16 protein-coding genes and 4 pseudogenes are annotated in these 22,029 nt (G+C 33.8%); 14 read left to right on the top strand and 6 right to left on the bottom strand.

All coding sequences use genetic code 11. The annotated features are described in order from the left end of the window. Positions 1 to 72: 72 nt before the first annotated feature. Entirely contained in the window at positions 73 to 3,231 is a 3,159-nt protein-coding gene (locus ACE38O_RS00185; RefSeq protein ID WP_374698648.1) for an ankyrin repeat domain-containing protein, read from the bottom strand. Between the two features lie 938 nt (positions 3,232 to 4,169). Between ACE38O_RS00185 and ACE38O_RS00180 the strand changes: the two are divergent. Together ACE38O_RS00180 and ACE38O_RS00175 are read left to right on the top strand one after the other, a co-directional pair. Further along, a pseudogene (locus tag ACE38O_RS00180) lies at positions 4,170 to 5,082 on the top strand (IS110 family transposase). Positions 5,083 to 5,370: 288 nt separating this feature from the next. Further along, positions 5,371 to 6,322, top strand: a pseudogene (locus ACE38O_RS00175) (IS110 family transposase). 329 nt (positions 6,323 to 6,651) lie between these two features. Here the strand turns inward: ACE38O_RS00175 and ACE38O_RS00170 are convergent. After that, on the bottom strand, positions 6,652 to 7,710 hold the full coding sequence (locus ACE38O_RS00170) for a 5-(carboxyamino)imidazole ribonucleotide synthase (protein WP_374698647.1): 1,059 nt from the start codon (positions 7,708 to 7,710) through the stop codon (positions 6,652 to 6,654). A gap of 96 nt (positions 7,711 to 7,806) precedes the next feature. On the opposite strand from ACE38O_RS00170, the gene apaG reads away from it, so the two are divergent. From apaG to ACE38O_RS00110, 12 genes and pseudogenes are all read left to right on the top strand, one after another. Continuing rightward, a complete protein-coding gene (gene apaG, locus ACE38O_RS00165) occupies positions 7,807 to 8,208 on the top strand; it encodes a Co2+/Mg2+ efflux protein ApaG (protein WP_374698646.1) in 402 nt (133 codons plus the stop codon). A gap of 177 nt (positions 8,209 to 8,385) precedes the next feature. Next, entirely contained in the window at positions 8,386 to 9,279 is an 894-nt protein-coding gene (locus ACE38O_RS00160) for an Rpn family recombination-promoting nuclease/putative transposase (RefSeq protein ID WP_374698645.1), read from the top strand. 162 nt (positions 9,280 to 9,441) lie between these two features. Beyond that, positions 9,442 to 10,599, top strand: a pseudogene (locus tag ACE38O_RS00155) (IS4 family transposase). 515 nt (positions 10,600 to 11,114) lie between these two features. After that, positions 11,115 to 11,702 (top strand): recombination mediator RecR, encoded by a 588-nt coding sequence (recR, locus tag ACE38O_RS00150; protein ID WP_374699100.1) that lies wholly within the window; start codon positions 11,115 to 11,117, stop codon positions 11,700 to 11,702. 163 nt (positions 11,703 to 11,865) lie between these two features. Continuing rightward, positions 11,866 to 12,702 carry a hypothetical protein gene (locus ACE38O_RS00145; protein WP_374698644.1) on the top strand — a complete coding sequence of 279 codons (837 nt, stop codon included), beginning with the start codon at positions 11,866 to 11,868 and terminating at the stop codon, positions 12,700 to 12,702. Between the two features lie 59 nt (positions 12,703 to 12,761). After that, on the top strand, positions 12,762 to 13,979 hold the full coding sequence (locus tag ACE38O_RS00140; RefSeq protein WP_374698643.1) for a P-loop NTPase fold protein: 1,218 nt from the start codon (positions 12,762 to 12,764) through the stop codon (positions 13,977 to 13,979). Between the two features lie 61 nt (positions 13,980 to 14,040). Then, positions 14,041 to 15,129 (top strand): annotated as a pseudogene (locus tag ACE38O_RS00135) (IS481 family transposase). A 38-nt stretch (positions 15,130 to 15,167) separates the two neighbouring features. Beyond that, a complete protein-coding gene (locus ACE38O_RS00130; protein WP_374698642.1) occupies positions 15,168 to 15,335 on the top strand; it encodes a hypothetical protein in 168 nt (55 codons plus the stop codon). A gap of 55 nt (positions 15,336 to 15,390) precedes the next feature. After that, entirely contained in the window at positions 15,391 to 16,659 is a 1,269-nt protein-coding gene (gene proS / locus ACE38O_RS00125) for a proline--tRNA ligase (RefSeq protein ID WP_374698641.1), read from the top strand. Then, on the top strand, positions 16,656 to 17,042 hold the full coding sequence (locus ACE38O_RS00120) for a holo-[acyl-carrier-protein] synthase (RefSeq protein WP_374698640.1): 387 nt from the start codon (positions 16,656 to 16,658) through the stop codon (positions 17,040 to 17,042). Before proS ends, ACE38O_RS00120 begins: the two co-directional genes overlap by 4 nt. Before the next feature lie 11 nt (positions 17,043 to 17,053). Continuing rightward, positions 17,054 to 17,314 carry a WPE palindromic element domain-containing protein gene (locus ACE38O_RS00115; protein WP_374698639.1) on the top strand — a complete coding sequence of 87 codons (261 nt, stop codon included), beginning with the start codon at positions 17,054 to 17,056 and terminating at the stop codon, positions 17,312 to 17,314. Between the two features lie 114 nt (positions 17,315 to 17,428). Next, a complete protein-coding gene (locus ACE38O_RS00110) occupies positions 17,429 to 18,925 on the top strand; it encodes a proton-conducting transporter membrane subunit (RefSeq protein WP_374698638.1) in 1,497 nt (498 codons plus the stop codon). Here ACE38O_RS00110 and ACE38O_RS00105 read toward each other — a convergent pair. The 4 genes from ACE38O_RS00105 to ACE38O_RS00090 all read right to left on the bottom strand — a co-directional run bounded on the left by ACE38O_RS00105 (position 18,922) and on the right by ACE38O_RS00090 (position 21,946). Further along, a complete protein-coding gene (locus ACE38O_RS00105; protein WP_374698637.1) occupies positions 18,922 to 19,593 on the bottom strand; it encodes a VirB8/TrbF family protein in 672 nt (223 codons plus the stop codon). The genes ACE38O_RS00110 and ACE38O_RS00105 overlap by 4 nt on opposite strands. Positions 19,594 to 19,651: 58 nt before the next feature. Then, positions 19,652 to 20,446, bottom strand: a complete 795-nt coding sequence (locus ACE38O_RS00100; protein ID WP_374698636.1) for a hypothetical protein — start codon at positions 20,444 to 20,446, stop codon at positions 19,652 to 19,654. 73 nt (positions 20,447 to 20,519) lie between these two features. Next, positions 20,520 to 21,341, bottom strand: a complete 822-nt coding sequence (locus tag ACE38O_RS00095; RefSeq protein WP_374698635.1) for a DNA polymerase III subunit delta' — start codon at positions 21,339 to 21,341, stop codon at positions 20,520 to 20,522. Positions 21,342 to 21,358: 17 nt separating this feature from the next. Next, complete coding sequence (locus tag ACE38O_RS00090) at positions 21,359 to 21,946, bottom strand: L-threonylcarbamoyladenylate synthase (RefSeq protein WP_374698634.1); 588 nt, start codon at positions 21,944 to 21,946, stop codon at positions 21,359 to 21,361. Positions 21,947 to 22,029 lie beyond the last annotated feature (83 nt).

Genomic DNA, 22,029 nt, shown 5'->3' with positions numbered 1-22,029 from the left:
GTTTTGACTACCTCAATTCTTCTGTCAGTTAATTCTTGTCTGTCACATTAAATCTTGTCTTTTACACATTAATCAAATCAATTCATCACTTTTATAGAACATCTCATTAAAATCATCTAAAGTTCCAAAATCTTTATCTTGAACAAATAGATGACCATCTGCTATGTACGCTTTAGGCAGAGTGAATGGTTCATCATAATGACCATGAACTGGCTTAATGATCTCGTCATATAAAACCATAACTTGTTCATGGTTGTACTCCTTGCTGATTTGGTACTTACCAAGTATAGTACTGTAAAAATTCTTTACATCATCATACGTAACTTGCAACTCCACTTTATACTTTCCCGTTTCAAGAGGCTCGCCTGTCTTTATTTTTAAGGGATGTTGTGAGCAATCTTCTTCCTTGTCATCCTTCATACCATCTATAACACTTGCTATCACGACTTCCTCTTGTTCGTCCTTATCTTCTTCTAGTGATCTTTTATTCCTTTGTTTTTCCTCATTAGCAGGTTGTTCAGCTTTATCTTCCTGCATACCTGATATTCCGCTCTCGTGTTTCAGGTGCTCTTTGCTGTTTAATTGAACCTTAACCCACTCTTTAAACTCTTGATCATAGCCTTTTAGTCTGGTGAGAAAATCCTCAACTAATTTATCGCCTTGAGATCTATCATGATATCCATAATTAGAAAGGCTCTTTAGTAGATTATCAATCAAATCCGGATGTTCATATTCAAGAAACTTTACTACTTGTTCTGCTTCTGAATAATAATGTTTCCCTTGATAATCATTACGTAGTATTTCATCTGGTTTAAGATCTTTATTTCTTATTTCAGCTAAAGCCTCTTTATCTCCATGATTATTGATATGTCTGCCATTTTCTAAACCAGCAACATAGTTAGCAATAGCTTCGTGCATTGCTTTTGGTAAAATATAGCTTAAACCAAGATTCGCAAAGTGCATTGCATGCCCTATCTCATGCTCCAATGTATGCTGATTTAAATTTCCTTTACTATCTAGGTAAACATAAACGTCAGCAGCATTTCCTTTGCTCAGATCAATCATTTTTGTATAACCATTAACGCCATTACCGGCATCGAATCCAACTTTCTTCAAGTACTCCTGAAAATCATTTTGAGTATTGAATATATAAGCGTTAATCTTTATATTGTGGTCAGAGGTGTTAAAAGCACCTTTAAAGTTCTGTACAGCATCTTTAATATTTTTTTCTACCATATTCAGCTCGTTACTAGCCAGATCATATTTAATATTTATATTAGTTTTATCAAGAGATATAGTTTTACCATGTGAAAGATTTGACATTACACTGTCCATGTAATTTACTATTTCTATTTGTCCTTGCTGTTTAGCATAAGCAAGAGGTGTACCATCACATGCTCTTTTAACATAAAGGTCAGCACCATTATCTATCAAACATTTTACCATATCCAAGTTTCCACGTGTAATAGCCAGGTGTATCGGAGTGTAATTATGAGTAAGATTTATATCTGCACCTTTTTGTATTAGATAGTCTACTATTTCTGTGTGATCTTTATTGACTTTCACATTCGCAGCAACGTGAAGAGGGGTATCGTTCCATTTATCTAAAACGTCAAGCCTAGCACCTTGGTCTATCAAAAATTTTACTGCAGCTAAATTTCCATCTTCAGCAGCTTTGTGCAGAAGGGTTCTACCAATACTATCTTGTTGGTCTAAATTTGCACCTTTGTTTATCAAATATTCTGCTGATTCTATATATCCACGTGTAATAGCTATACCAAGTGGATTATTATATTTGCCTAAGTCAACGTTAGCATCACCTGTTTCCACTAGAAGTTTTATCATTTTCTCATCATTATTCATAACAGCATAAAAAAGCGGAGTGAGTTCATGTTTATCTTGCACATCCACTCTGGCGCCTTTATCCACTAAAAGTTTTACTTCATCGAAACGCTTACTAAAAACAGCTTTATGTAGAGCAGTATAACCCATAGAGTCTTTAGCATTTAAATTTAAATCTTCATCGTCATTTGAAAATGACTTTTGCGCAGGCTCTTGTGACACAGAATTCTCTTGGAGCTCCATGATTGTTGATTTCTGGTCTTCACCTCTTGTTTGAACATCTACTAAATTGCTACCCTTTTCTATGTCATTGTCTTCTTCAGCTACTCTTTTCTTTCTAGATTTGATTTCACTTTTCACTGTAACTTCTTCGTTCATAGGTTGATCACTAAACATAACTTCTGCATCTATCTGGTTACTATCTTTCTCCAACTCATTAGATAATTTTTCAGATAGCTGATCACCACTCAAATATAGTTCCTTTGAATATTTAGCGTAATTATAGGGATCAGTGCTGTCTGCTGAATAAAACCCACTTTTAAAGTCTGAGTAGAAGCTTTGATTGAGCGCGAAAAATAAATTTTCATAATCAAGTAGCATGTCATAGTCAGAGCTAACACAATGCAAGAATTCACTATCTTCATAATCTGCTATATAGAATTTTTCGGAATCAAGGGTAATGTCATTTGTCCCCTTACCTTCTGCAGTAAACTGTAAAACTACTGCTGAACGCCCGTTACCTACGTCATTACCTTTTACCACTTTAAACAAGGTAATTTCACCTTTTTCTATGAACTCCTTTAATTTCTCATTCTTTTGATCTAATTCTTCTTCTGCTTGTCTTTTCTCTCTTATCAATTTCTCCTCTTTTTCAGTAGCTCCATTTTGCAGCTGTAAAAATATCTCTTGTGTGGTTAAGCTATTTGTGTTGCTGAAAAAATTATCTAACATATTTGATGCAATTGGTGACAATTCACCGTGATCATCAAATACTTTTTCCTTTGCCTTATCATAGTGATTTGGGTTATAAATTGCATAAAGAGGATAAAAGCCATAATCTGCTATTGACGCCCTATCAGATGATAGTTCCATTGAGAATCCATAGTGATTAAGTGGAAGATTGGAAGTTAAATATCTACCGTTATCATCCCTAACGTATAGCTCACTTCTACCATTGTGCTCACTATATTTATTGTAGTAGATATAAAAACTCTCATGGTTAAGATTGAAGTGATCATCTAGGTTATCGAATTGAATTGTACTACCAAGCTTCTCACGCAAAAGATTTTTGCTTTCATCTGTAAGCCTCATACGTGCAGAAAAGTAGTATCGATCTATAGGTTCGCCTTTTTCTATCTCAAAGTTCAAAGTAATCTTGTCGTTGACCATTGGTAGCCTCCAAACATTATGTAAATCTATTCATTATTTTATTTATCAATCATACGGTGTGTACTATGAAAAATGTGTTAAGTATTAAGATTTTTTTTCTGTATCTAGATAAGGTAACAGTAATCTGTCATTTCAGCGCGTGAAGCTGGAATCCAGCTTTTTAAGTCATGAGAGCTACGAAAAATTACTTTACAAACTCCGCCAGCCCCCTTATTATGAAACTGAAGGTATTCAGTTATCTTCATCTGTGCAGATTAAACAGCAAGAAAACAACGTAGTTGGCGTCTTATTTTTAATTTTTTGCACTATGTGCACCTTATGTCTCCACAATATTTCTAGGTTTTTACCTATATAAGCTGAAACACGCTTATAAGTCGTTTAAGACAGTATAGTACGCCAATTTGCAGGATTAGGGAGTGAATACTAATTACCACGGGGTTTCTTTTGCCTTTTTTTTTGTTTAGTAAATTTCTTAAACATTTATAGCTTAAGTTAGTTGCACTTAAAAGCAGCTAAATTGCAGTGTTTAAGACTTAAAGAACGCCGATACTGAAAATAGACAATGACCAGGGCTTCTTTTGCCTTTTTTTTCATTTGGTAAATTTCTTAAATATTTATGGCTAACATGAACTGGAATGATACTATTATAGAGTGAAATGAGATCCCAGTGTCACGCACTGGGATGACAAAAAAAGGAGCACTGGGGTGACAGGAGAAGGGGCTACTCGGATGACAAGAAAGAGGCTTGTATCTTGTAAAAAGCATCTAATGTTTTAAGCTTAAGCATTAGATGGAGAAGGGAAGCACTCTGTCATAGGGCTTAAGCTGTCAAGTAGATAAGAGCTCCCTTCTCAAAGGTATAGGCTGGACGGTATCGTAGAAAGACCTAAATGGTTCTAATTCTGTATCCGCAAGAATAGCCTTACTTTTCATTTTTAATGGTAACGTATAACAACTTTCTGGGAATAGATGTATCAAAAGATCGCTTTGATGTTTTTCTCTCATTTATAAGTAAAAAAGGAAAACGTGAAACTAGGAAAAGAAGCTTTAAGAACGATGGTTTCAAGGTCTGCAGAGCTTTCTACAAAAACATAACGTAGAGCAAGTGAAAGCTTGTATGTGGTTGTTATAGTGAAGCTCTGGCTGAATTTCTACACAATGCTGGACATTTTGTAAGTGTTGTAAATCCTTATTGCATAAAATCTTATGCAAGAAGTAAGCTTGTACGACAAAAGAATGATCAGACCGATGCGGAAATTATTGCTGCCAAAGACAGTCGTTGCTTCTCCTGAGTTAAAAAAATTAAAACATCTTTATCGTTGCTCGGCTGCGTTAAAAGATGAATTGACATTACACTTAGAAAAAAAAGAGAGACTGCCTAAAGAAGTTACAAATGCTTGTTGCAATGAATATAGCTCAAAAAATAGAAACAATAAAAAACGTGAACTATTAAAGCAACACAAAGAGTTATTGGAAAATTTTCAACTTCTATTAACTATTTCAGGCATAGGAGAGAATAGCTATCTTAGCTCTGACATAAAAGCTTTTCAGGCAATTGGCAGCATATGCTACCACGAAATATAACGCTCTGTATATGCCAAGCCCAGATTAAGTAACACGAACACTACGTAAGGCAATGTATTTTCCTGCTATAGTAGCTAAAAATCACAATCTTATTATTATGACTTTTTGCAAGAGATTAAAAGAAAAAGGCAAGCATAATATGGCCATTGTGGGAGCTGCGATGCGTAAGTTACTCCATATTGTTTTTGGTGTTCTAAGTTCAAAGAAGGCTTTTATCATATCAAAAACTACAGGGCAAAGCTGTTGGAGGAAGGTTTACTTAGCTGATTGTTAAAAAAAATACTTTCAATCTTATATGAAATATTGCCTTATTTTGTAATTTTCTTGTTGACTAACGAGACGGTTGTAAGTTGGAAATATGATATAAAAGAAGCAAGAAGGAAGATAACCTTATAAAAATGTGGTTATCGCAGGCTTGAGCGACCGTAAGACGTTAGTATTATAACATACGTAGATATCAAGGTCTATCCTTCGAGACGTTTGAATAGTTGTTTGGGACATATATATGCACCCGTTTACAATCTTAAATTTTAACTTAAACTCTCGAGGTTTTTTATGGTTACATCTTATCAAAATTTTATTGGCATTGATATAGGAAAATTTGAATTTGTTACTGCAGTTAATGAACAAAAAGGTATCATCAAATTTGACAATAATTGTGCTGGTTGGAAACAATTCTACCAAAAATTTTCAAATATCTTACCCAATTCCATGGTAATTTTAGAAGCTACAGGAGGTTATGAGCTTGGCTTATTGTATTTTCTTATTGATAGAAACATTGCTGTGCATCGTGCTAATACTCGTCAAGTTAAAAACTTCATTCTATCTCATGGAACTTTGGCAAAGACTGACAGTCTGGATGCAAAAGCGCTTGCCCAATATGGTTCTGAGCGTTGTAGACATCTGCAGCTATTTACACCTATCTCAAAAGAACAAACTACCTTGTTTGCACTTTGCCAGCGTCGTGACGATATTACGAAAATGCTTGTTCAAGAGAAGAATAGGTTAAAAACTCCTGGAAATGATTACATTAAGGAAAGTTGTCAACAAGCTATTGAATTCCTCAACAACCAGGTAGAAAAGCTTGATCAAGCTATACAAAAAATAGTCAACGAAAATCCTGAATTGCAACGATGCCAAAAAATTCTTGAAACAGTCCCTGGAATAGGTAGAAAAACCTCTCAATGTTTATTGTGTCTCATACCGGAACTTGGTTCTTTAAATAAAAGGCAAATTGCAAGCCTTGCAGGTGTTGCACCTCATCCTAAGGAAAGTGGTAAAGCTATTGGCTACCGAAGGATTATAGGTGGGAGAAGTAACGTTCGTTCAAAGCTCTTTACAGCTGCCATGGCTGCTCAAATCTGTACTTGGTGCCTTTTATTCTAAGCTTATTGAAAGTGGTAAGAAGAAGATGGTGGCTATAACAGCTCTAATGCGTAAAATTATAGTAATTGCTAATGCAAGACTTAAAGAAGCAGTCAATGTGAATATTTTAAAATTTACATAGCAGTAACTGAAATGAGTTAATGAATGTTGTGAATAAGTACGTCCACACAGACTTAAAGTACTTATTCACATATTCATTGGCTTAAGCAGGTAGTAGCTGTTTGATATAAATTCTATTTCTATGACAAACGGGTTTTTATTGCCCATATGAAGTTGCAAAATTGCACAATAAAAAATTTTTAAAAAACATAGTTGATATCTACTTGGATGACACCCTACTAGTGGACTCAAATCACAATGTTCGTACAAATACGTGCTACCGTTTACTATGTAACATCTCATCATATCACAATGTTCGTACAGTTGTGGCGGAATGACGTAGAAAAACTATTAACTTAAATCTATATTGACATGTCCCATTTTACGCTTATCTCTAACCTCTTTTTTCCCATATATGGTTAAACTAGCTTTTTCGTTGCTCAAATACTTATGAGAATCATATATATCGTTACCTATTATATTTTTCGTCATACAAGGAAAGCGTAATACTACTTCCTGCATAGGTAGCCCGCATATTATCCTAACCAGCTGTTCAAATTGACTAACGTTACATGCATCCAAGCTCCAGTGGCAAGAATTGTGAGGTCTTGGAGCTAGTTCATTAACTAACAATTCGTTATCTTTAGTAACAAAAAATTCAATAGCCAGAATTCCTATTACATCGAGTGCATTTGCTATTTTCTTTGCAGTTTGTTGTACCTCTTGAGTTAATTTGCTATCTATTTTAGCTGGCACTGTTGAAGTATCAAGTATTCCATCAACGTGGTAATTTTCTGCTATAGGAAAAAAAGCTACTTTACCGTTTTTATCTCTTGCAACGACTATTGAAACCTCTTTCAGTAAATCAACACTTGCTTCAAGAATGTACTCTGTATTCCAATCAAAGGAAGCAAATTGCTTCACTTCAGACTCAAGCACATATTGCCCTTTTCCATCGTAACCCATTTCTGTTGTTTTCAGCCTTGTTGGATAGCCAAAAGCTCTACTGCTTTCTAATAGCTCATTATAATTTTGTATACTTTTGTATTCAGCAGTTTTTATACTCAAGCTTCTAATGAAATCTTTCTCTCTAAGCCTATTTTGCGCAATGTGTAACGCTTTTTTACCCGGATAAAAATTTACATCGATATCAATTGCACTACATGGAATATTTTCAGACTCAATAGTGACCAAATCCACACTCTGTGCAAAAGATTCAAGCGCTTTCTTATCAGAGAAATCTGCTATTGTAAAATCATCAGCAACAGAGCAAGCCGGATCGTCCTTAGCACTGGCAAAAATATGTGTTTTTTGTCCAAGTTTTGTTGCAGCGATAGCAGTCATTTTACCTAATTGTCCACCACCTATTATTCCTATTACTTTTTTGCTAAGCGCATCTGGTTCGTTCATACTATAAATTGATATTTCCTAATTAAAGTATACTTGAAAAATCTATGAAAAAAGTATATAATTAAAATACTATCTTTTTATCATGAATATTCTATAATGATAGAGTACACACTAACTACCAACTTTGTTGAAGTTACAGTTTTACCAATTTATATTGAAGAGCAATCCATTCCTTATGAAAATTGCTATGTATGGATGTATAACGTTAAGATAAAAAACAAAAGCCAATCAACTATTCAATTATTAAGTCGTCATTGGCAAATAATAGATTATAAGGGAAAAATAAATGAAATTGCCGGAGTTGGTGTTATTGGGGAACAGCCTGTGATAAAACCTGGAGAGGTATTCAAATATACAAGTGGAACATACTTAAATGCACCTTCAGGAATAATGCAGGGTAAGTATGAGTTTCTGAATGAAGAAAGCATAAAAATTTTTGAGGTTATGATACCACCCTTTTCTTTAGATAGTCCATACGTCAAAACTAGACCCCATTAACTATCAAAATAGTTTGTTTGTAACCAGACTGCATTCTGTGATTTTTAGCAAAACATGATCTTTCATTTGAGCTTTCTTCAATTTAAAATAAATACAGAAACTAGCTATCTTCAAAAATATGGTTGAATAATTGTTAATAATAGTGTATAGTTATTAATATTTTCAAGCATTTTTGCCATGGCTCTTTCAAAATTTCTCGATCCTCGCAATAATTTGTGTTTTAAAAAAATCTTTGGAACGGAAAAAAATAAGAATATCCTGATCCACTTTTTGAACGATATTTTAGGGTTTACTGAGATAAATGCAATACAAGAAGTTGAGTTTCTTAGCACTATTATGGATCCCGAAGTTGCCTATGATAAACAAAGTATTGTTGATGTTCTCTGCAAGGATTCTCACGGAAATAGATATATAGCAGAAATGCAGCTCGCTAGAGACAAGGGCTTCGAAAAACGCGCTCAATTATATGCCGCTAAAGCCTACTCAAGACAATTAGATAAATCTGGCAACTACATTGATTTAAAGAAAGTCTTCTTTATTGCTATATCAAATTGTAACTTACTTCCTGAAGAAGTTGATTATATTTCTACTCACAATATACGTGATATAAAAACTAACGGTCATTACTTAAAAGATTTTCAATTTATCTTTATAGAATTGCCCAAATTTTCAAAAAGTAAAGTAGAGCAGTTAGAAAGTATAGTAGAAAGGTGGTGTTTCTTTTTTAAATACGCAGAAGAAACAACAGAAGAGGACTTAAAAGAGATAGCAGAAAAAGCGCCAATAATAAAGCTAGCATATGATGAATTAGACAAGTTTCGTTGGAACGAAAAAGATTTAGTAGCTTACGAAGAAAGAATAATGGATCTACGGAAAGAAGAAGCCATTCTTGAATACAGACTTGATCTTGCTGAAGAGAAAGGTAAAAAAATTGGTAAAGAGAAAGGGAAAATTGAAGGGAAAATTGAAGTTGCAAAAGCAATGCTGGCTAATAATGTTGATGTCAACACTATTGTCAAGTTTACAGGCCTTTCTATTAGTGAGATTGAAGAATTAAGTGGAAATCTGTGAACAGACAATGGCGTCAACTTAAGAAAAAATATCAGTGATTGTGTATAAAATTTCTCTCTAAAGTTTTTACCATTAAATTACCCAAAAGCTGCAATAAACAGCACTTTTGTTTCTGTTTTATTTCAACAAAGAAGTCTAAAATGTATCCTTTTTAGGTGAAACATGCAGAAAGGAAAAAATCTTATTCTACAAATTAAAAATATAATATACTCGAAAGCTTTTCAGAGAATCCATTGTGTTGAGTTTCACGCGAACAAGAAAACTCCCTTTTACGACAGTATTTTCTATAGTTAGTTAAAAAAAGTTTGGAAATAGAATGTGAACTTATGGAGCCGTTGACATGTAAAACTCCACCCTCAAAGCAAGCTTTTTCTAAAGCAAAATATAAATACAGGTTTTCAAGAATTTAAGCATCCAAACAGCCTATCAAGATGAGCCTGAGCTGGAGAGGCTATAGGCTTATTGCAGCAGATGGTTCTGGTATTCGATTACCGAGCTCTGAAGAAATTGTATCCGAGTTTGGCCGTTTTAAACCAAATGGAACAACAGGCACCATTGGCAATTTGTTTGTTGATTTATGTACTTCGCTGATTTGCAGTGCTCGTCTTGCGGCTTGGAATATAGGCGAACAAACGTTGGCGGAAGAGCAATTGCCCGAATCAAATGCGTTCATTAAATCAAATTATTTATCTATGATCGTCTTCAGTAAAATTCATTCAGCAGCATTATGATTTGAAAGTAGATTTTATTTTTCGCTTGCAAAAAAGAAATTATAGCAAGCTATGGGAACGCTGGAGAATTAGATTTTGATTTTATACTAGAAAACAAAAAGCTAGAAAATAAAATGAAAGGACAAAAAGTAAGAGTTATAGCGCTTACGTTAGCCAATGGGGAAACAGAGGACTTCACTTTTTGACCGAGACTTTGGAAGATATCAGCAAAGCTTATGTATTAAGGTGGCATATAGAGGAGTGCTATAAACGACTCAAAATAGGTGCAGAATTAGAGAATTTTTCTGGAATAAATTTAGAGGCTATATTACAAGAATTTTGGGCAAACTTAGTTATGTGTAATATATTATCGCTTCACATGTGTGATGCTCAAGGGCCTTCCCAGACCAAATTACTGAGTATCGTTTAAATTTTTCAGTTTTATTTGGTGTAATGAGGCAGAAACTCTATCAAGTACTTATTGCGCCAAAAGATTTTCAAGCCCTTTTTAAGTATACGCGCTAAAGTCAAAATCCGACCAGGACGATTGTATAGCCGCGATAAGGTAGATAAGCCCAAACGCCATCATGTCTTTAGGAGAGTTTGCTAATGGAGGCTCTTAAGTTGACGCCATTGAGAGTTCACTCTAGTAGTAACAAATTTAGAGGGATTTTCCTCTAGTATTAACTCAAGTCTTGATAATGCAGACTGGCTAACTAAACGTGATATTATTAGAACGTTAGTTAAGCGAATTGAGATTAATTTTGAGGATGTGAACATCGTGTTTAGAGTGAAAGAGCTTCCAGACTCTTCTCATGGGGAGAAAAATCAATACTTGCAATGTTGTTGTAGGGGTAGTCATCCCGCTGCTTGTTAGCGGGATCTAGAGATACTGCGGCGGTATGACGTGTTGCTTGGGTCAGCTATACCTTTTTTCTACTTAGTTTGGGTTATGCAAGAAGTCTATTATAATCAGGCTTTAAGTGTGCGGAAGTAATTTTTTGCATTAGAGTAAAAAATTTTTTCTATAGCTAACCAAAGTAAGATTAAGAGAAACTTACCACTTTCTTTACAAAGGGTTTGATGTTACCATTTGATGAACTATTCTGAATTTATTGAATGAACATTAACATAAAGAATCTAGTTCATGCTTTTTCTAAATTGCCAAGTTTAGGACCATCATCATCACGCAGGTTGGTTATACATTTACTCCAAAACAAAGAGAAAGTTATGCTACCACTTGTATCTTTGATTAAAGGGCTAGCAGATCTTATAGTAGAATGTGAGATTTGCGGAAATCTAGATACTAAATCACCTTGTTCTATTTGTACTAACCCAAAACGTGACACTAAGTTACTGTGTGTAGTAGAAGAATTGGGTGATCTATGGGCGTTTGAAAAAGGAAATATATATTCAGGTTTATACCATGTTTTGGGGGGCAGATTGTCTGCAATAAACGGCATAGGTCCAAAAGAACTTAACCTTGATACTATTCTGGAAAGAGTGACAAAATCTAAAGTTGAAGAGATAATTATTGCAATTAATCCGACATTAGAGGGTCAAGTTACTGCACAATATATAATTGAATTGCTAAAAAATTTGGATGTGAAAATATCGCGCCTTGCTTGTGGCATACCAATGGGTGGAGAAATTGACTACCTAGATGAAGGAACGCTGAGGATAGCACTTACTTCAAGACAGGATATTAAATAATTATCACAGTCATTCCATTTCTTTTTAGCAAGCTATAAGTTTCTTACCATACTACCACTACTTATAAAACACTAAATTTTAGTGACATACTTCAGCCTAAAAACTTGCTTTACTAATTGAAAATATTGTACACTTAAGACATAGTGTTTTAAAATGAGGAGTTATGTTAACTTTTGTATTAGATGGAGTACGTAATACTTATCATTGGTTAATCAAAAAATTAAGATCAACCGCTCTTGATTTCATTGCATTATTTAACAAAGAATACGCAGATAGTAAACGAATTGGATACATATTAAAGGATATAAAGATTGAGCCTAAAATAGAGTCATTTAAAATCAAATATAACCCAGTAATTGAGCCTAAAATAGAGTCATTTAAAATCAAATATAACCCAGTAGAAGATTTTTCAAAAATGTTTAAAGTACTTGAACAAGAACATAAATTTGTTGAAAATCTGGAAAATGTGATTCGAGTGAGAATTAAAGATCTAACTGGGTTCAGGTTTAGTTATTCTTATGATGGGAGTGATCCTGTTTTTTATGCACTCAGTCAGGCAAATAAAATAAAGGAGATAACAAAAGATAATACGGACTTAGTTCTTCTTTTGTGGCTAATGTATGTTCATGTGCCTATAGATGGACATGGAACACTATTAGAAGATCTTACAAAGAATCACTCCGGTAATAGAGCTGAGATGATAGAAAAGTTATATCTACTTCAAGAAGAAGGTAAATTATCAATAAACAGTCGTAAAAGCCTAGATGGGATAATTAAAATATCCCCACTTATAGAGAAGCAGTATATTTCAAATGGGAAATTTTCTGTTATGCAAATGATAAGTTCTGGCAATGTACATGGTTTAGCAGAAAGGTTAACAGAAGATACAGAAGGAAGGGTAAAAGAATTAACCGGCATAGATATTCAATATAGTCCCAAAAGCAGCTTGAAGAACCCTTCCATTTATGCAGTGATAGAAAATCATGGATTATTTAAGTAAATGATTGTCTGGACTCTTAACTTATAAAATACTATAGTAAAATATAGCGTAAGGGTCTTATGTGCTTAAAAAAACTTGTATCGTTAATAACGTTCAAAAAGGAAGAAAGAACGCCACCACTTCAAGTGGCGGCTTGGGAAAATGACCTTCTAAGCTATAAGCAATTTTCAGGCAAATTCAACACTATAATTAAAACGATTGATCAGTCTTTTACAATAATATCTTTAGAAGGATATGACGGATGGGGTAAGACATTTTTTCTGAAAGAGTGGGTAAAAGAGTTAAAACAGCAAAATGAAATTGCAGCTTACTATAACGCATGGGATATCAATGCACTGGATCAACCACTTCCTTCTTTTTTAAATTTTCTATTTGAAGATTTATTTGCATCGCATGGAGTAAAAAGAAGCGTTATACAACAGTTCAAGAACATAAACCAAGAACTATTTTCTCTAAACACACTAGGAAAGCTGATCAGTAAATCTCCACTTGCTATGCTTTCCGTATTGCTTGACGCTACAAAAGAGGCTGATAGGAAAGATATTGGTTCTGTACTGAGAGAGTTGAATACTCTTCAAAGAAGAGAAGAAAACATTAAGGATTTTAAAACACAATTGGCAAAAGTAGTTAATAGAATTAGAAAAGACAAAAACATTTATATAATGGTGGATAATCTTGATGTGTGCCGCCCTAAATTCGTTGTCGATTTTTTGGAATCTATAAAGTATATGCTTGATGTGGAGGGGCTAGTTTTCATTATTTCTGTAAGTAAAGATAAGAGCAATGTGCATAAAGCCATTAGCACGATACTTGGACCAAATTTTGACCTAAAATCTTTTACTGATCTCTCTTTACATTTACCGAAGCAACCGATAGAAAAATTTACAAAAGAACTATTTGAAAATATTAAATTACCGAAAAAGTCAAAAAATTTGATTGTAGATAGTTTTATATTTTATGCAGAAAGCCTTTTACTATCGTTAAAAACAATAGAATACTGTGTAAAAAAAATAAAGCTGTGTCTTCTGAATTACACAAGAGAAGAATTACCTGCTCCAAATTTGTTTTCGTTTTTGGTAATACTGCAATCAGTAAATACTGATTTGTATGAGGAGTTAGATTCCTCATGTCAAAGAGCATTGGAAAAAATTGAAAATGAATATAAATCTTTAATTCTAAATGGTCAAGAGGAATGGGAAAAACTTAAAACCTCTCTAGAAGCTGCTTTTGCAGAGAAGGAATCAAAAATTAACAAAGCTATAAAGTGTATTAAATAGGACTTGATCTGACACTTAAAATAAGTAAGTTATAAAATAATAAAAGAAAGGAGTGTTAGAAATGAGTACAATACAAACAAAAATACTAAAACCAAAGCTAGGGTTATTAGAGCTAGCAAAACAACTAGGAAATGTATCTCAAGCATGCAAAGTGATGGGATACTCAAGAGATACATTTTATCGGTTTAAGGAGTTATATGAAAATGGAGGAGAGGAAGCATTACATGAAATAAGTAAGAAAAAACCGCTATTAGCGAACAGAGTTTCCGACGATATAGAAAGAGCAGTGATTGGTATAGCAACAGAATTTCCAGCATATGGGCAAGAAAGAGCTGCAAATGAACTGAGAAAAAGAGGTATAATAATTTCTCAGGGAGGAGTAAGGTCTGTATGGCTAAGAAATGACCTTGAAACTCTCAAAAAGAGACTTAAAGCGCTAGAGACAAAAGTAGCTTAAGAAGGAATCATTTTAACTGAAGAACAACTTACAGCTTTAGAAAAAGTTAAAGAACAAAGGGAAGCTCATGGTGAAATTGAGACACAACATCCAGGTTATTTGGGTTCTCAAGATACCTATTATGTGGGCAATATCAAAGGTATAGGGCTAATTTATCAGCAGACTTTTGTTGATACTTATTCGAGAGTTGCAATGGTTAAACTTTACACGGACAGAACAGCTATTACAGCTGCAGACCTCCTCAACGATAGAGTTATTCCATTTTTTGATGAGCAGAAAATTCCATTATTACGCATTCTAACTGATAGGGGTACAGAGTATTGTGGCAAGCCAGAAAATCACGCTTATCAGTTATATTTGGGAATCGAAAATATCGATCATTCTAGAACCAAAGCCAACTCTCCACAAACCAATGGCATATGTGAAAGATTTCATAGAACCATGCAAGATGAGTGTTACAATATTATCTTTAGAAAGAAAATCTACAATTCTTTGGAAGATCTACAGATTGATGTTGATTATTGGTTGCGTTCTTATAATGAGACAAGGCCTCACTCGGGTAAGTATTGCTATGGCAAAACACCTATGCAAACGTTTTTTGATAGTAAATATATTGCTTTTCAGAAAAACATTGGTAGCATTAAACAAGAGCCTGATATTAGTTTTGACTACCTCAATTCTTCTGTCAGTTAATTCTTGTCTGTCACATTAAATCTTGTCTTTTACAACAAATGAGACCTCAACCTTCTCCTGAGACAAAAGTGAATAATGTTAACCCAGTGGATAATAAGGTGCAAGAATCATCTACTCCTTCTGTTAAAGACCGTTGTAGAATGTTTGGTGGAATGGCTAATAAATATGAAAAGCCATCGATACACTTCCCTTCTTTTTCAAAATAAGTTTACCTACAGGTCTGATTGTATTAAGATTGTTTAATGCAATCAGATCTATTATATGCGTTTATCCAAATATTACTTGCCAACTCTAAAGGAAAAGCCTACCCATGCTAAAATTATCTCCCATCAATATTCTTTACGTGCAGGTTTAATAAAACAGGTAGCATCTGGCATCTATACGTGGTTGCCGCTTGGTCTGCGTGTGCTTAAGAATATTGAGGATATTATCAGAGATGAAATGGATAAATCTGGTGCAATTGAAGCATTAATGCCTTGTGTGCAACCAGCAAATCTTTGGCGAGAATCGGGACGTTACGATGATTACGGCAAGGAAATGCTACGTATAAGGGATAGGCATGAGGAAGATATGCTTTTTGGTCCAACGCACGAGGAGGTAGCAACTGATTTGATTAGAAGTACGGTAAAAAGTTACAAAGATTTGCCACTTTGTTTGTATCATATCCAGTGGAAATTCCGTGATGAGGTAAGACCACGTTATGGTGTTATGAGGGGTAGGGAATTTCTGATGAAGGATGCATACAGTTTTGATGTAGATTACGAAGGTGCACTGAATTCATATAATTTGATGTACAAAACTTACATAAAAATCTTCAAACGCATGGGACTTACTCCAATTGGAGTGAGAGCGGACACTGGGCCAATTGGAGGAAATTTGAGCCACGAGTTTCATATATTAGCAAACACTGGTGAGAGCACTTTATATTATGACAATAAATTTTCTGAACTACTGGAAAGTGAAGATGTTGAAAGTTTGAAGAATATATATGCAGTTGCAGATGATATGCATGACCCTAAAACTTGCCTTGTGCCGCAAGAGCAGTTAAATGTTAGTAAAGGTATTGAAATAGGGCATATTTTTTATTTTGGCGACAAATACTCAAAGCCTATGAAGGCAAGTGTTACTTCTCAAGATGGAAAAAATGTCAACATGCATATGGGTTCGTATGGCATTGGGGGTTCAAGGCTTGTCGGTGCAATAATAGAAGCTTTTCATGATGATAAGGGAATTATCTGGCCAGAAGCGGTAGCTCCTTTCAGAATTGGTTTAATCAATTTACAAACGAAAGTAACGGAGGCTGCAGATAAGATATACAAAGTTTTGAAAAGTGATGAAGTGCTTTACGATGATACGGAAGGAAGTATAGGAGTAAAATTTTCTAGAATGGATCTGATAGGCTTGCCGTGGCAAATAATTGTTGGAAAAAAGGCAATAGATGAAAATATAGTTGAAGTAAAAAATAGAGCAACTGGAGAGGTAAAAGAAATGCAGATTGAGGAAGCAATAAATCGCTTTAGCACAAAATGATAAGCGGTATCGGCACTGACATAGTATATATACCAAGAGTATTGAGAATATTACAAAAATACGGGGAAAAATTTCTCAATAGAATCTACACTGAAAAAGAAATAGAGCTAAGTAGAAAGTATAATAGTCAAGAAATGCGAGCAAGGTATTTTGCCAAACGCTTTGCAGCAAAAGAAGCTTTTGTTAAAGCACGAGGTACTGGATTTAGCCAGGGCATTATAATGAAAGATATAGAAATATACAGCGATGTAAGAGGAAAACCATATATTGCTGTCAGAAAGGATTTCATCTCAAAGGACTACAAGATTCATCTTTCTCTGAGTGACGATGGAGATTACGCTACTGCATTTGTTGTAATTTGCGTCTATAGCTCACACAGATAAAGTTTACTCTTTTGTCATCCTATGGCTTACTGTATGAACATTCATTTTTAAAGGTAAACTGCACAGCAAATGGTCAGTGCTTGACACTGTCCTCCTTTGTCATCCCAGTGCCCAGACACTGGGATCCAGCCTTTCTGCAATCTCATCGAAAACGTTTTTCTATGCTAGTTTGCTTGCTCACAAGCAAACTTTCCTGGATCCCAGTGTCAAGCACTGGGATGACATCTTTGTTGTGTTTAACAAAAACAAATGTTCGTACAGTTGTGGAATGAATCGCGGTATGACGTGTTAGCTATAGCATACACAAACAACTAGTTTGCCAAAAAAACATGGCGGTTTTTCTATGATTTGAGTATAATTCTAGCTTTACCTAAACAGAAAATTTAATGGACTATATCTTAATGTATCTTTCCTTACCATTTTTAATTACTGAGAATTACTTATTAATTACTGCGTTGATTCCGCTTTTAAGTGCTTTTGTTATCTTTTTTACTGGTAAATGGCCCGGAGTGAACAATAGTATTACTGTCATTTCTTCTGTACTTCTGTTTACGTATACGTGTCTGTGCACTTTATATTGGGTATATGGTGATCATTCTCAATTTATTCTCATGGATTTTGGTAATAATTTGCACATTAGTTTAAAGCTAGAGTCTACCGGAGTAATATTCAGTTTATTAATATCGTTTTTATGGATACTAACCAGTATATATGCAATATGTTATATGCAGAATAACTATGCTGATAGCAATCACTCAAGTTTTCTATGCTTTTTTTCAATATCGATTAGCTGTGCAATGTTTATTGCTTTTTCTGGAGATTTGCTCACTACATTTGTTTTTTATGAGCTTCTAACTATTAGTACATACCCTCTGGTTACTTACAACTCAACAAATGAATCAATGATTGCAGGGCGCTATTACTTTGGCGTGCTATTTTTCTCTTCTTTAGTATTATTTTTTCCTGCAATAGGCCTTTTATATAATGAATTTCATACTTTAGACTTTGTAAGTGGTGGAATATTCAAATTTGATACTTCACTCATCACTTTCATTGCAGTGTGTTTTGCTATACTGATTTATGGAATAGGAAAAGCTGCATTAATGCCAATGCATTTTTGGTTACCAAAAGCAATGGTTGCACCAACTCCTGTGAGTGCACTATTACATGCTGTTGCTGTTGTGAAATCCGGAGTTTTCATCATCATAAAAGTTATATTATACACTTTCGGCGTCGATAACATGCAACGTTTTGTGCAGCAAAATTGGTTCGCTGGAGGGTGGCTTCCGTACGCTGCTGGATTTACTATTATTACTGCATCATTGATTGTATTAAAGCAAAAAGAATTAAAGAAATTGCTTGCTTACTCTACCATCTCTCAATTGTCGTATATTATATTATTTGCTTCAATTTTTAGTGAGCTCAGCATGGAGGTTGCAATTTTTCAATTGGTTTGCCATGCACTTGCAAAAATCACTTTGTTTTTCATTGCCGGAGCAATAATAACGAAAACAGGTGAGAAATATATAGATAAGATTCACGGTATAGGACGCAGTATGCCAATTAGCATGACAGCATTTGCTATAGGTGCATTGTCTATGATAGGGGTGCCGCCTGCTCCGACTTTTTGGGGTAAATTTCTCATTTTTCAAGCTGTTTTCAACTCTGGCAATGTAATACTTTCTGTGTTTGTAACTCTAGTGTTAATTGTTAGTACTATACTTAACGCTCTGTACTTTTTACCGATAATTTACAATGCCTTTTTCTTAAAACCTTCTCAGAATTACTTTACTAAAAAAACGCCAATTCTTCTAGTTTTACCTCCAGTTATTACTGCTACATGCACTTTAGTTATTTTTTTTAGCTACCAAGTAATATTTTAAAATCTGTATTTATAACCATTAACAACAAATTTAAATGGTATTATACCAGCCAGAGTTGCTTTTATACTCGACAAAGTGAAGCTAATCTCCACAGTATGATCTTTCACCTCCTTATTTTGCTCGGTTGTAAAAACTACAGTAGCATTTCCAGCAAATGTAACTAAGTCCTTGGTCGATCGATCAATAGATAATGTTATTACATTTATGTTGGCAGTTTTTCTTTTGGATGAAGGTGAACTAACAGCTTCATTGTTCGTTTTTTCCTGAAAGCCTTGATAGATTTTATGTATAGAATTGTTTCTTATAAAATTTTCTTGGTACTTCGGTTCAACGATCTTAATGGACTCGTATATTTCAATGTATTTACTTATTAAGTACCTCGCTGTGGAAGTGTATTCATCTTCCTTTTTACTGAAACTAAGCTTATGCATTGCAGAGAACTCATCTTCTGTGTGGTTCATGTACTTCACAAAATTTAAATCTTTTTTAACAGGAAATAACAGGTATATGTTTAATATTAATAAACATAAGCATACTAGGAGAAGCGATACTATTAATGCCATCCAAGATCTTTCTGCTACACAAAACAGATACCTATGGCAGTACCATTCGACTGCTTTACTGAAATAACTTTTGTTTTTTACTGATTCAAGCAATTTATCTTCCATAACACAATGCTACCAAACCCAATTATAATAACAATAAGATTAGATACTCTAAAAAACTTTAAAATATGTCTAAACTTTCCAAAATAGGATGAATGATTATATCACCTTGTTCCGCAATAAGGTAGAATTTATCGATTTTGCTCACATCTACATTGATCATTTTTACACTGAAATTTTCAGGATTGTAAATATTACTTTCAGCACTTTTGTGATAATTATAATAATGTAATTTATTTTGATCATCAAAATAACCAAATTCATCAGCGAGGGTTCCCACTTTGCTACCTTTACCACTTTTGACTAGCTCAAATAGATCAATTGCATGGTTTTGAGATCCAGGCTCAATAGGCCCTTCTGCAGCAAAAAACTTAGGTGCATGACCAACGTACTCCTTAAATTTTAGATTATGAGTCTTTTTTACACTACCAAAATCCACAAACTTATATTCATCTGAAACGCCAGAATATTGTGGATCATACTTTTTATATTCAAAAAACTCATTACCTAAAAAATTACAAAACGTTAATTTATAATCATCATGATCGGATTTAACAACTTTAAGGTAATGAAAATCTCTAGGAATCTTTACTTCCTCTTCCATGATATGATTACGTACAACAAGCTCACCATTTAGCATATGATAGCCAATTTTTGGCAAAGTAGCTATATTGATTGCCTTGTTTAGCTTAAAATTTGCTTCATAAATGCCGCTTAACAACTCCTTTCCTTTTTCTAAGGTGACGTCCTGGTCTAAAGCTATATTCTTGATTGAACTTAATTCTTTCTGCATGTTTAGTATGGCTTTCGTCAAAACTTCTATTGATTGCCATACAGTTAATTTATTATCAGTCAAATTATATACTTCGAGTATTAAATTAACAGAATTTTATCATGAATTTATGTTAAAAGTATTATACTTTATAAACTTATGTCATGATATTAACTACATTAGCTAAAACATGCTTTTTATCTAAGTGAAGTTGCTTAGCAACAACGAAAAGTTCATCTATTTTTTTCCACTGACCTAGTAAAATTTCAACACCATTTACCTCTCTCTTTATGCTTTCTAAAATGAAGGCCTGAATTATATATGATGCTAGTTCTAGTGCGATTTCGCTATTAATTACTTTATTAATCATATTGGGATTCTTTAAATCATGAAGAAATTTATAAAAGCATTTGTATGCTTCATAAGCATCACTACTTATTGCATTTATTATCATTCCTGGCATTCCAGGAAATAAAGCAATCATTTCGTCAAACGTTTGATCATCAAATTTACATTGAGATGAAGCAACTTGCTTTGTTTCGTCATAAGTTAATGGAAGTAAATTTAGCTGAAAGCACCTACACTGGATAGTAGTTTGTATATCATATGGCTTATGGCTAATTATAAATATCTTAGAATTTTTTGGCGGCTCTTCTAATATTTTCAATATTGCGTTTTTAGCGTTATTAGTCATTGCCTCTAAGCTATCTATTATAGCTATTTTGTGTTCTGATTGAATGGGACTTAAGTGTAGAAAGTTTTTCATTTCTCTGACTTTTTCTATTCCGATAGTATCACCTTCAACAATGTGTAAGTCCAATGCTACTTCATTATAGCTTTTTATGAGTAACCAATTGGAGAAGGATTTTGCAAGTGTTGCTTTTCCTATACCTTTTTTACCACAGATCAGCCAAGACTGAACAGATAAGTTGTTCATTAATTTTTTTTTGGCCTGGTTGTGACCTATTACTTTTTTCATTCTTTCTCCTATAGATCTTAGTTTGAAAATGCATTGTTTACTGTTTGTAATAAAATTGCACCTTCCCTTAAAAACTTAATCTTATCTTCGGTTAAGTCAATAATAGTAGATTCTATACCAGAAACTAATTCATCATCTTCAATCACTGCAGATAAATGTTGCTTAATGGATTGTGGTATATCGTCTGCCTTACATACACTTTTTTTTCCTGAAATATTTATACTAGTTGCAACTATTGGAACTTTCAGTTTGTTTAGTATTGAAATTGCAATAGGATGCTCAGGGATTCTGATGCCTATACTATCTTTAAAGAATTCGTTTGGCAATATATTATTGTTTTTAAGTGGTAAAATATAGGTAATCGGTCCAGGAGAAAAGTGATTTACTAAACCAATATACTTTTTCTCTAGCTTTGCTATTCTCATCAAGCTGCAAATATCACTAACAAATATAGACAGTGGTTTATTTTGAGAACGTTTCTTTATCTGGTATATTTTTCCTATAGACTCATTATCTAATGCATTACAAGCAAGAGCATACACTGTTTCTGTTGGAAAACACACTAACAAGTTGTTCTGTATTGCATTTATTATTTTAGATATCATACAGCTAGAAACTTATTCATAACAACTAGTGTTGCATTGTATCTTATATAATAACTGCTAGTTTTTGTAAACGTGGTATTTGT

The sequence above is a fragment of the Wolbachia endosymbiont (group B) of Limnophora tigrina genome, assembly GCF_964263235.1.
GTDB lineage: Bacteria > Pseudomonadota > Alphaproteobacteria > Rickettsiales > Anaplasmataceae > Wolbachia.
This window is presented reverse-complemented; position numbering and strand designations above follow the sequence as displayed.

Bases quoted from the DNA above. Each gene is read 5' to 3' on its own strand.
- ACE38O_RS00120 (WP_374698640.1), top strand. From the start codon at position 16,656: ATGATAAGCGGTATCGGCACTGACATAGTATATATACCAAGAGTATTG.
- ACE38O_RS00090 (WP_374698634.1), bottom strand. From the start codon at position 21,946: ATGATATCTAAAATAATAAATGCAATACAGAACAACTTGTTAGTGTGT.
- ACE38O_RS00185 (WP_374698648.1), bottom strand. From the start codon at position 3,231: ATGGTCAACGACAAGATTACTTTGAACTTTGAGATAGAAAAAGGCGAA.
- ACE38O_RS00110 (WP_374698638.1), top strand. From the start codon at position 17,429: ATGGACTATATCTTAATGTATCTTTCCTTACCATTTTTAATTACTGAG.
- proS (WP_374698641.1), top strand. From the start codon at position 15,391: ATGCGTTTATCCAAATATTACTTGCCAACTCTAAAGGAAAAGCCTACC.
- apaG (WP_374698646.1), top strand. From the start codon at position 7,807: ATGATAGAGTACACACTAACTACCAACTTTGTTGAAGTTACAGTTTTA.
- ACE38O_RS00105 (WP_374698637.1), bottom strand. From the start codon at position 19,593: ATGGAAGATAAATTGCTTGAATCAGTAAAAAACAAAAGTTATTTCAGT.
- ACE38O_RS00140 (WP_374698643.1), top strand. From the start codon at position 12,762: ATGTGCTTAAAAAAACTTGTATCGTTAATAACGTTCAAAAAGGAAGAA.
- ACE38O_RS00095 (WP_374698635.1), bottom strand. From the start codon at position 21,341: ATGAAAAAAGTAATAGGTCACAACCAGGCCAAAAAAAAATTAATGAAC.
- ACE38O_RS00130 (WP_374698642.1), top strand. From the start codon at position 15,168: ATGAGACCTCAACCTTCTCCTGAGACAAAAGTGAATAATGTTAACCCA.
- ACE38O_RS00170 (WP_374698647.1), bottom strand. From the start codon at position 7,710: ATGAACGAACCAGATGCGCTTAGCAAAAAAGTAATAGGAATAATAGGT.
- ACE38O_RS00160 (WP_374698645.1), top strand. From the start codon at position 8,386: ATGGCTCTTTCAAAATTTCTCGATCCTCGCAATAATTTGTGTTTTAAA.
- ACE38O_RS00145 (WP_374698644.1), top strand. From the start codon at position 11,866: ATGTTAACTTTTGTATTAGATGGAGTACGTAATACTTATCATTGGTTA.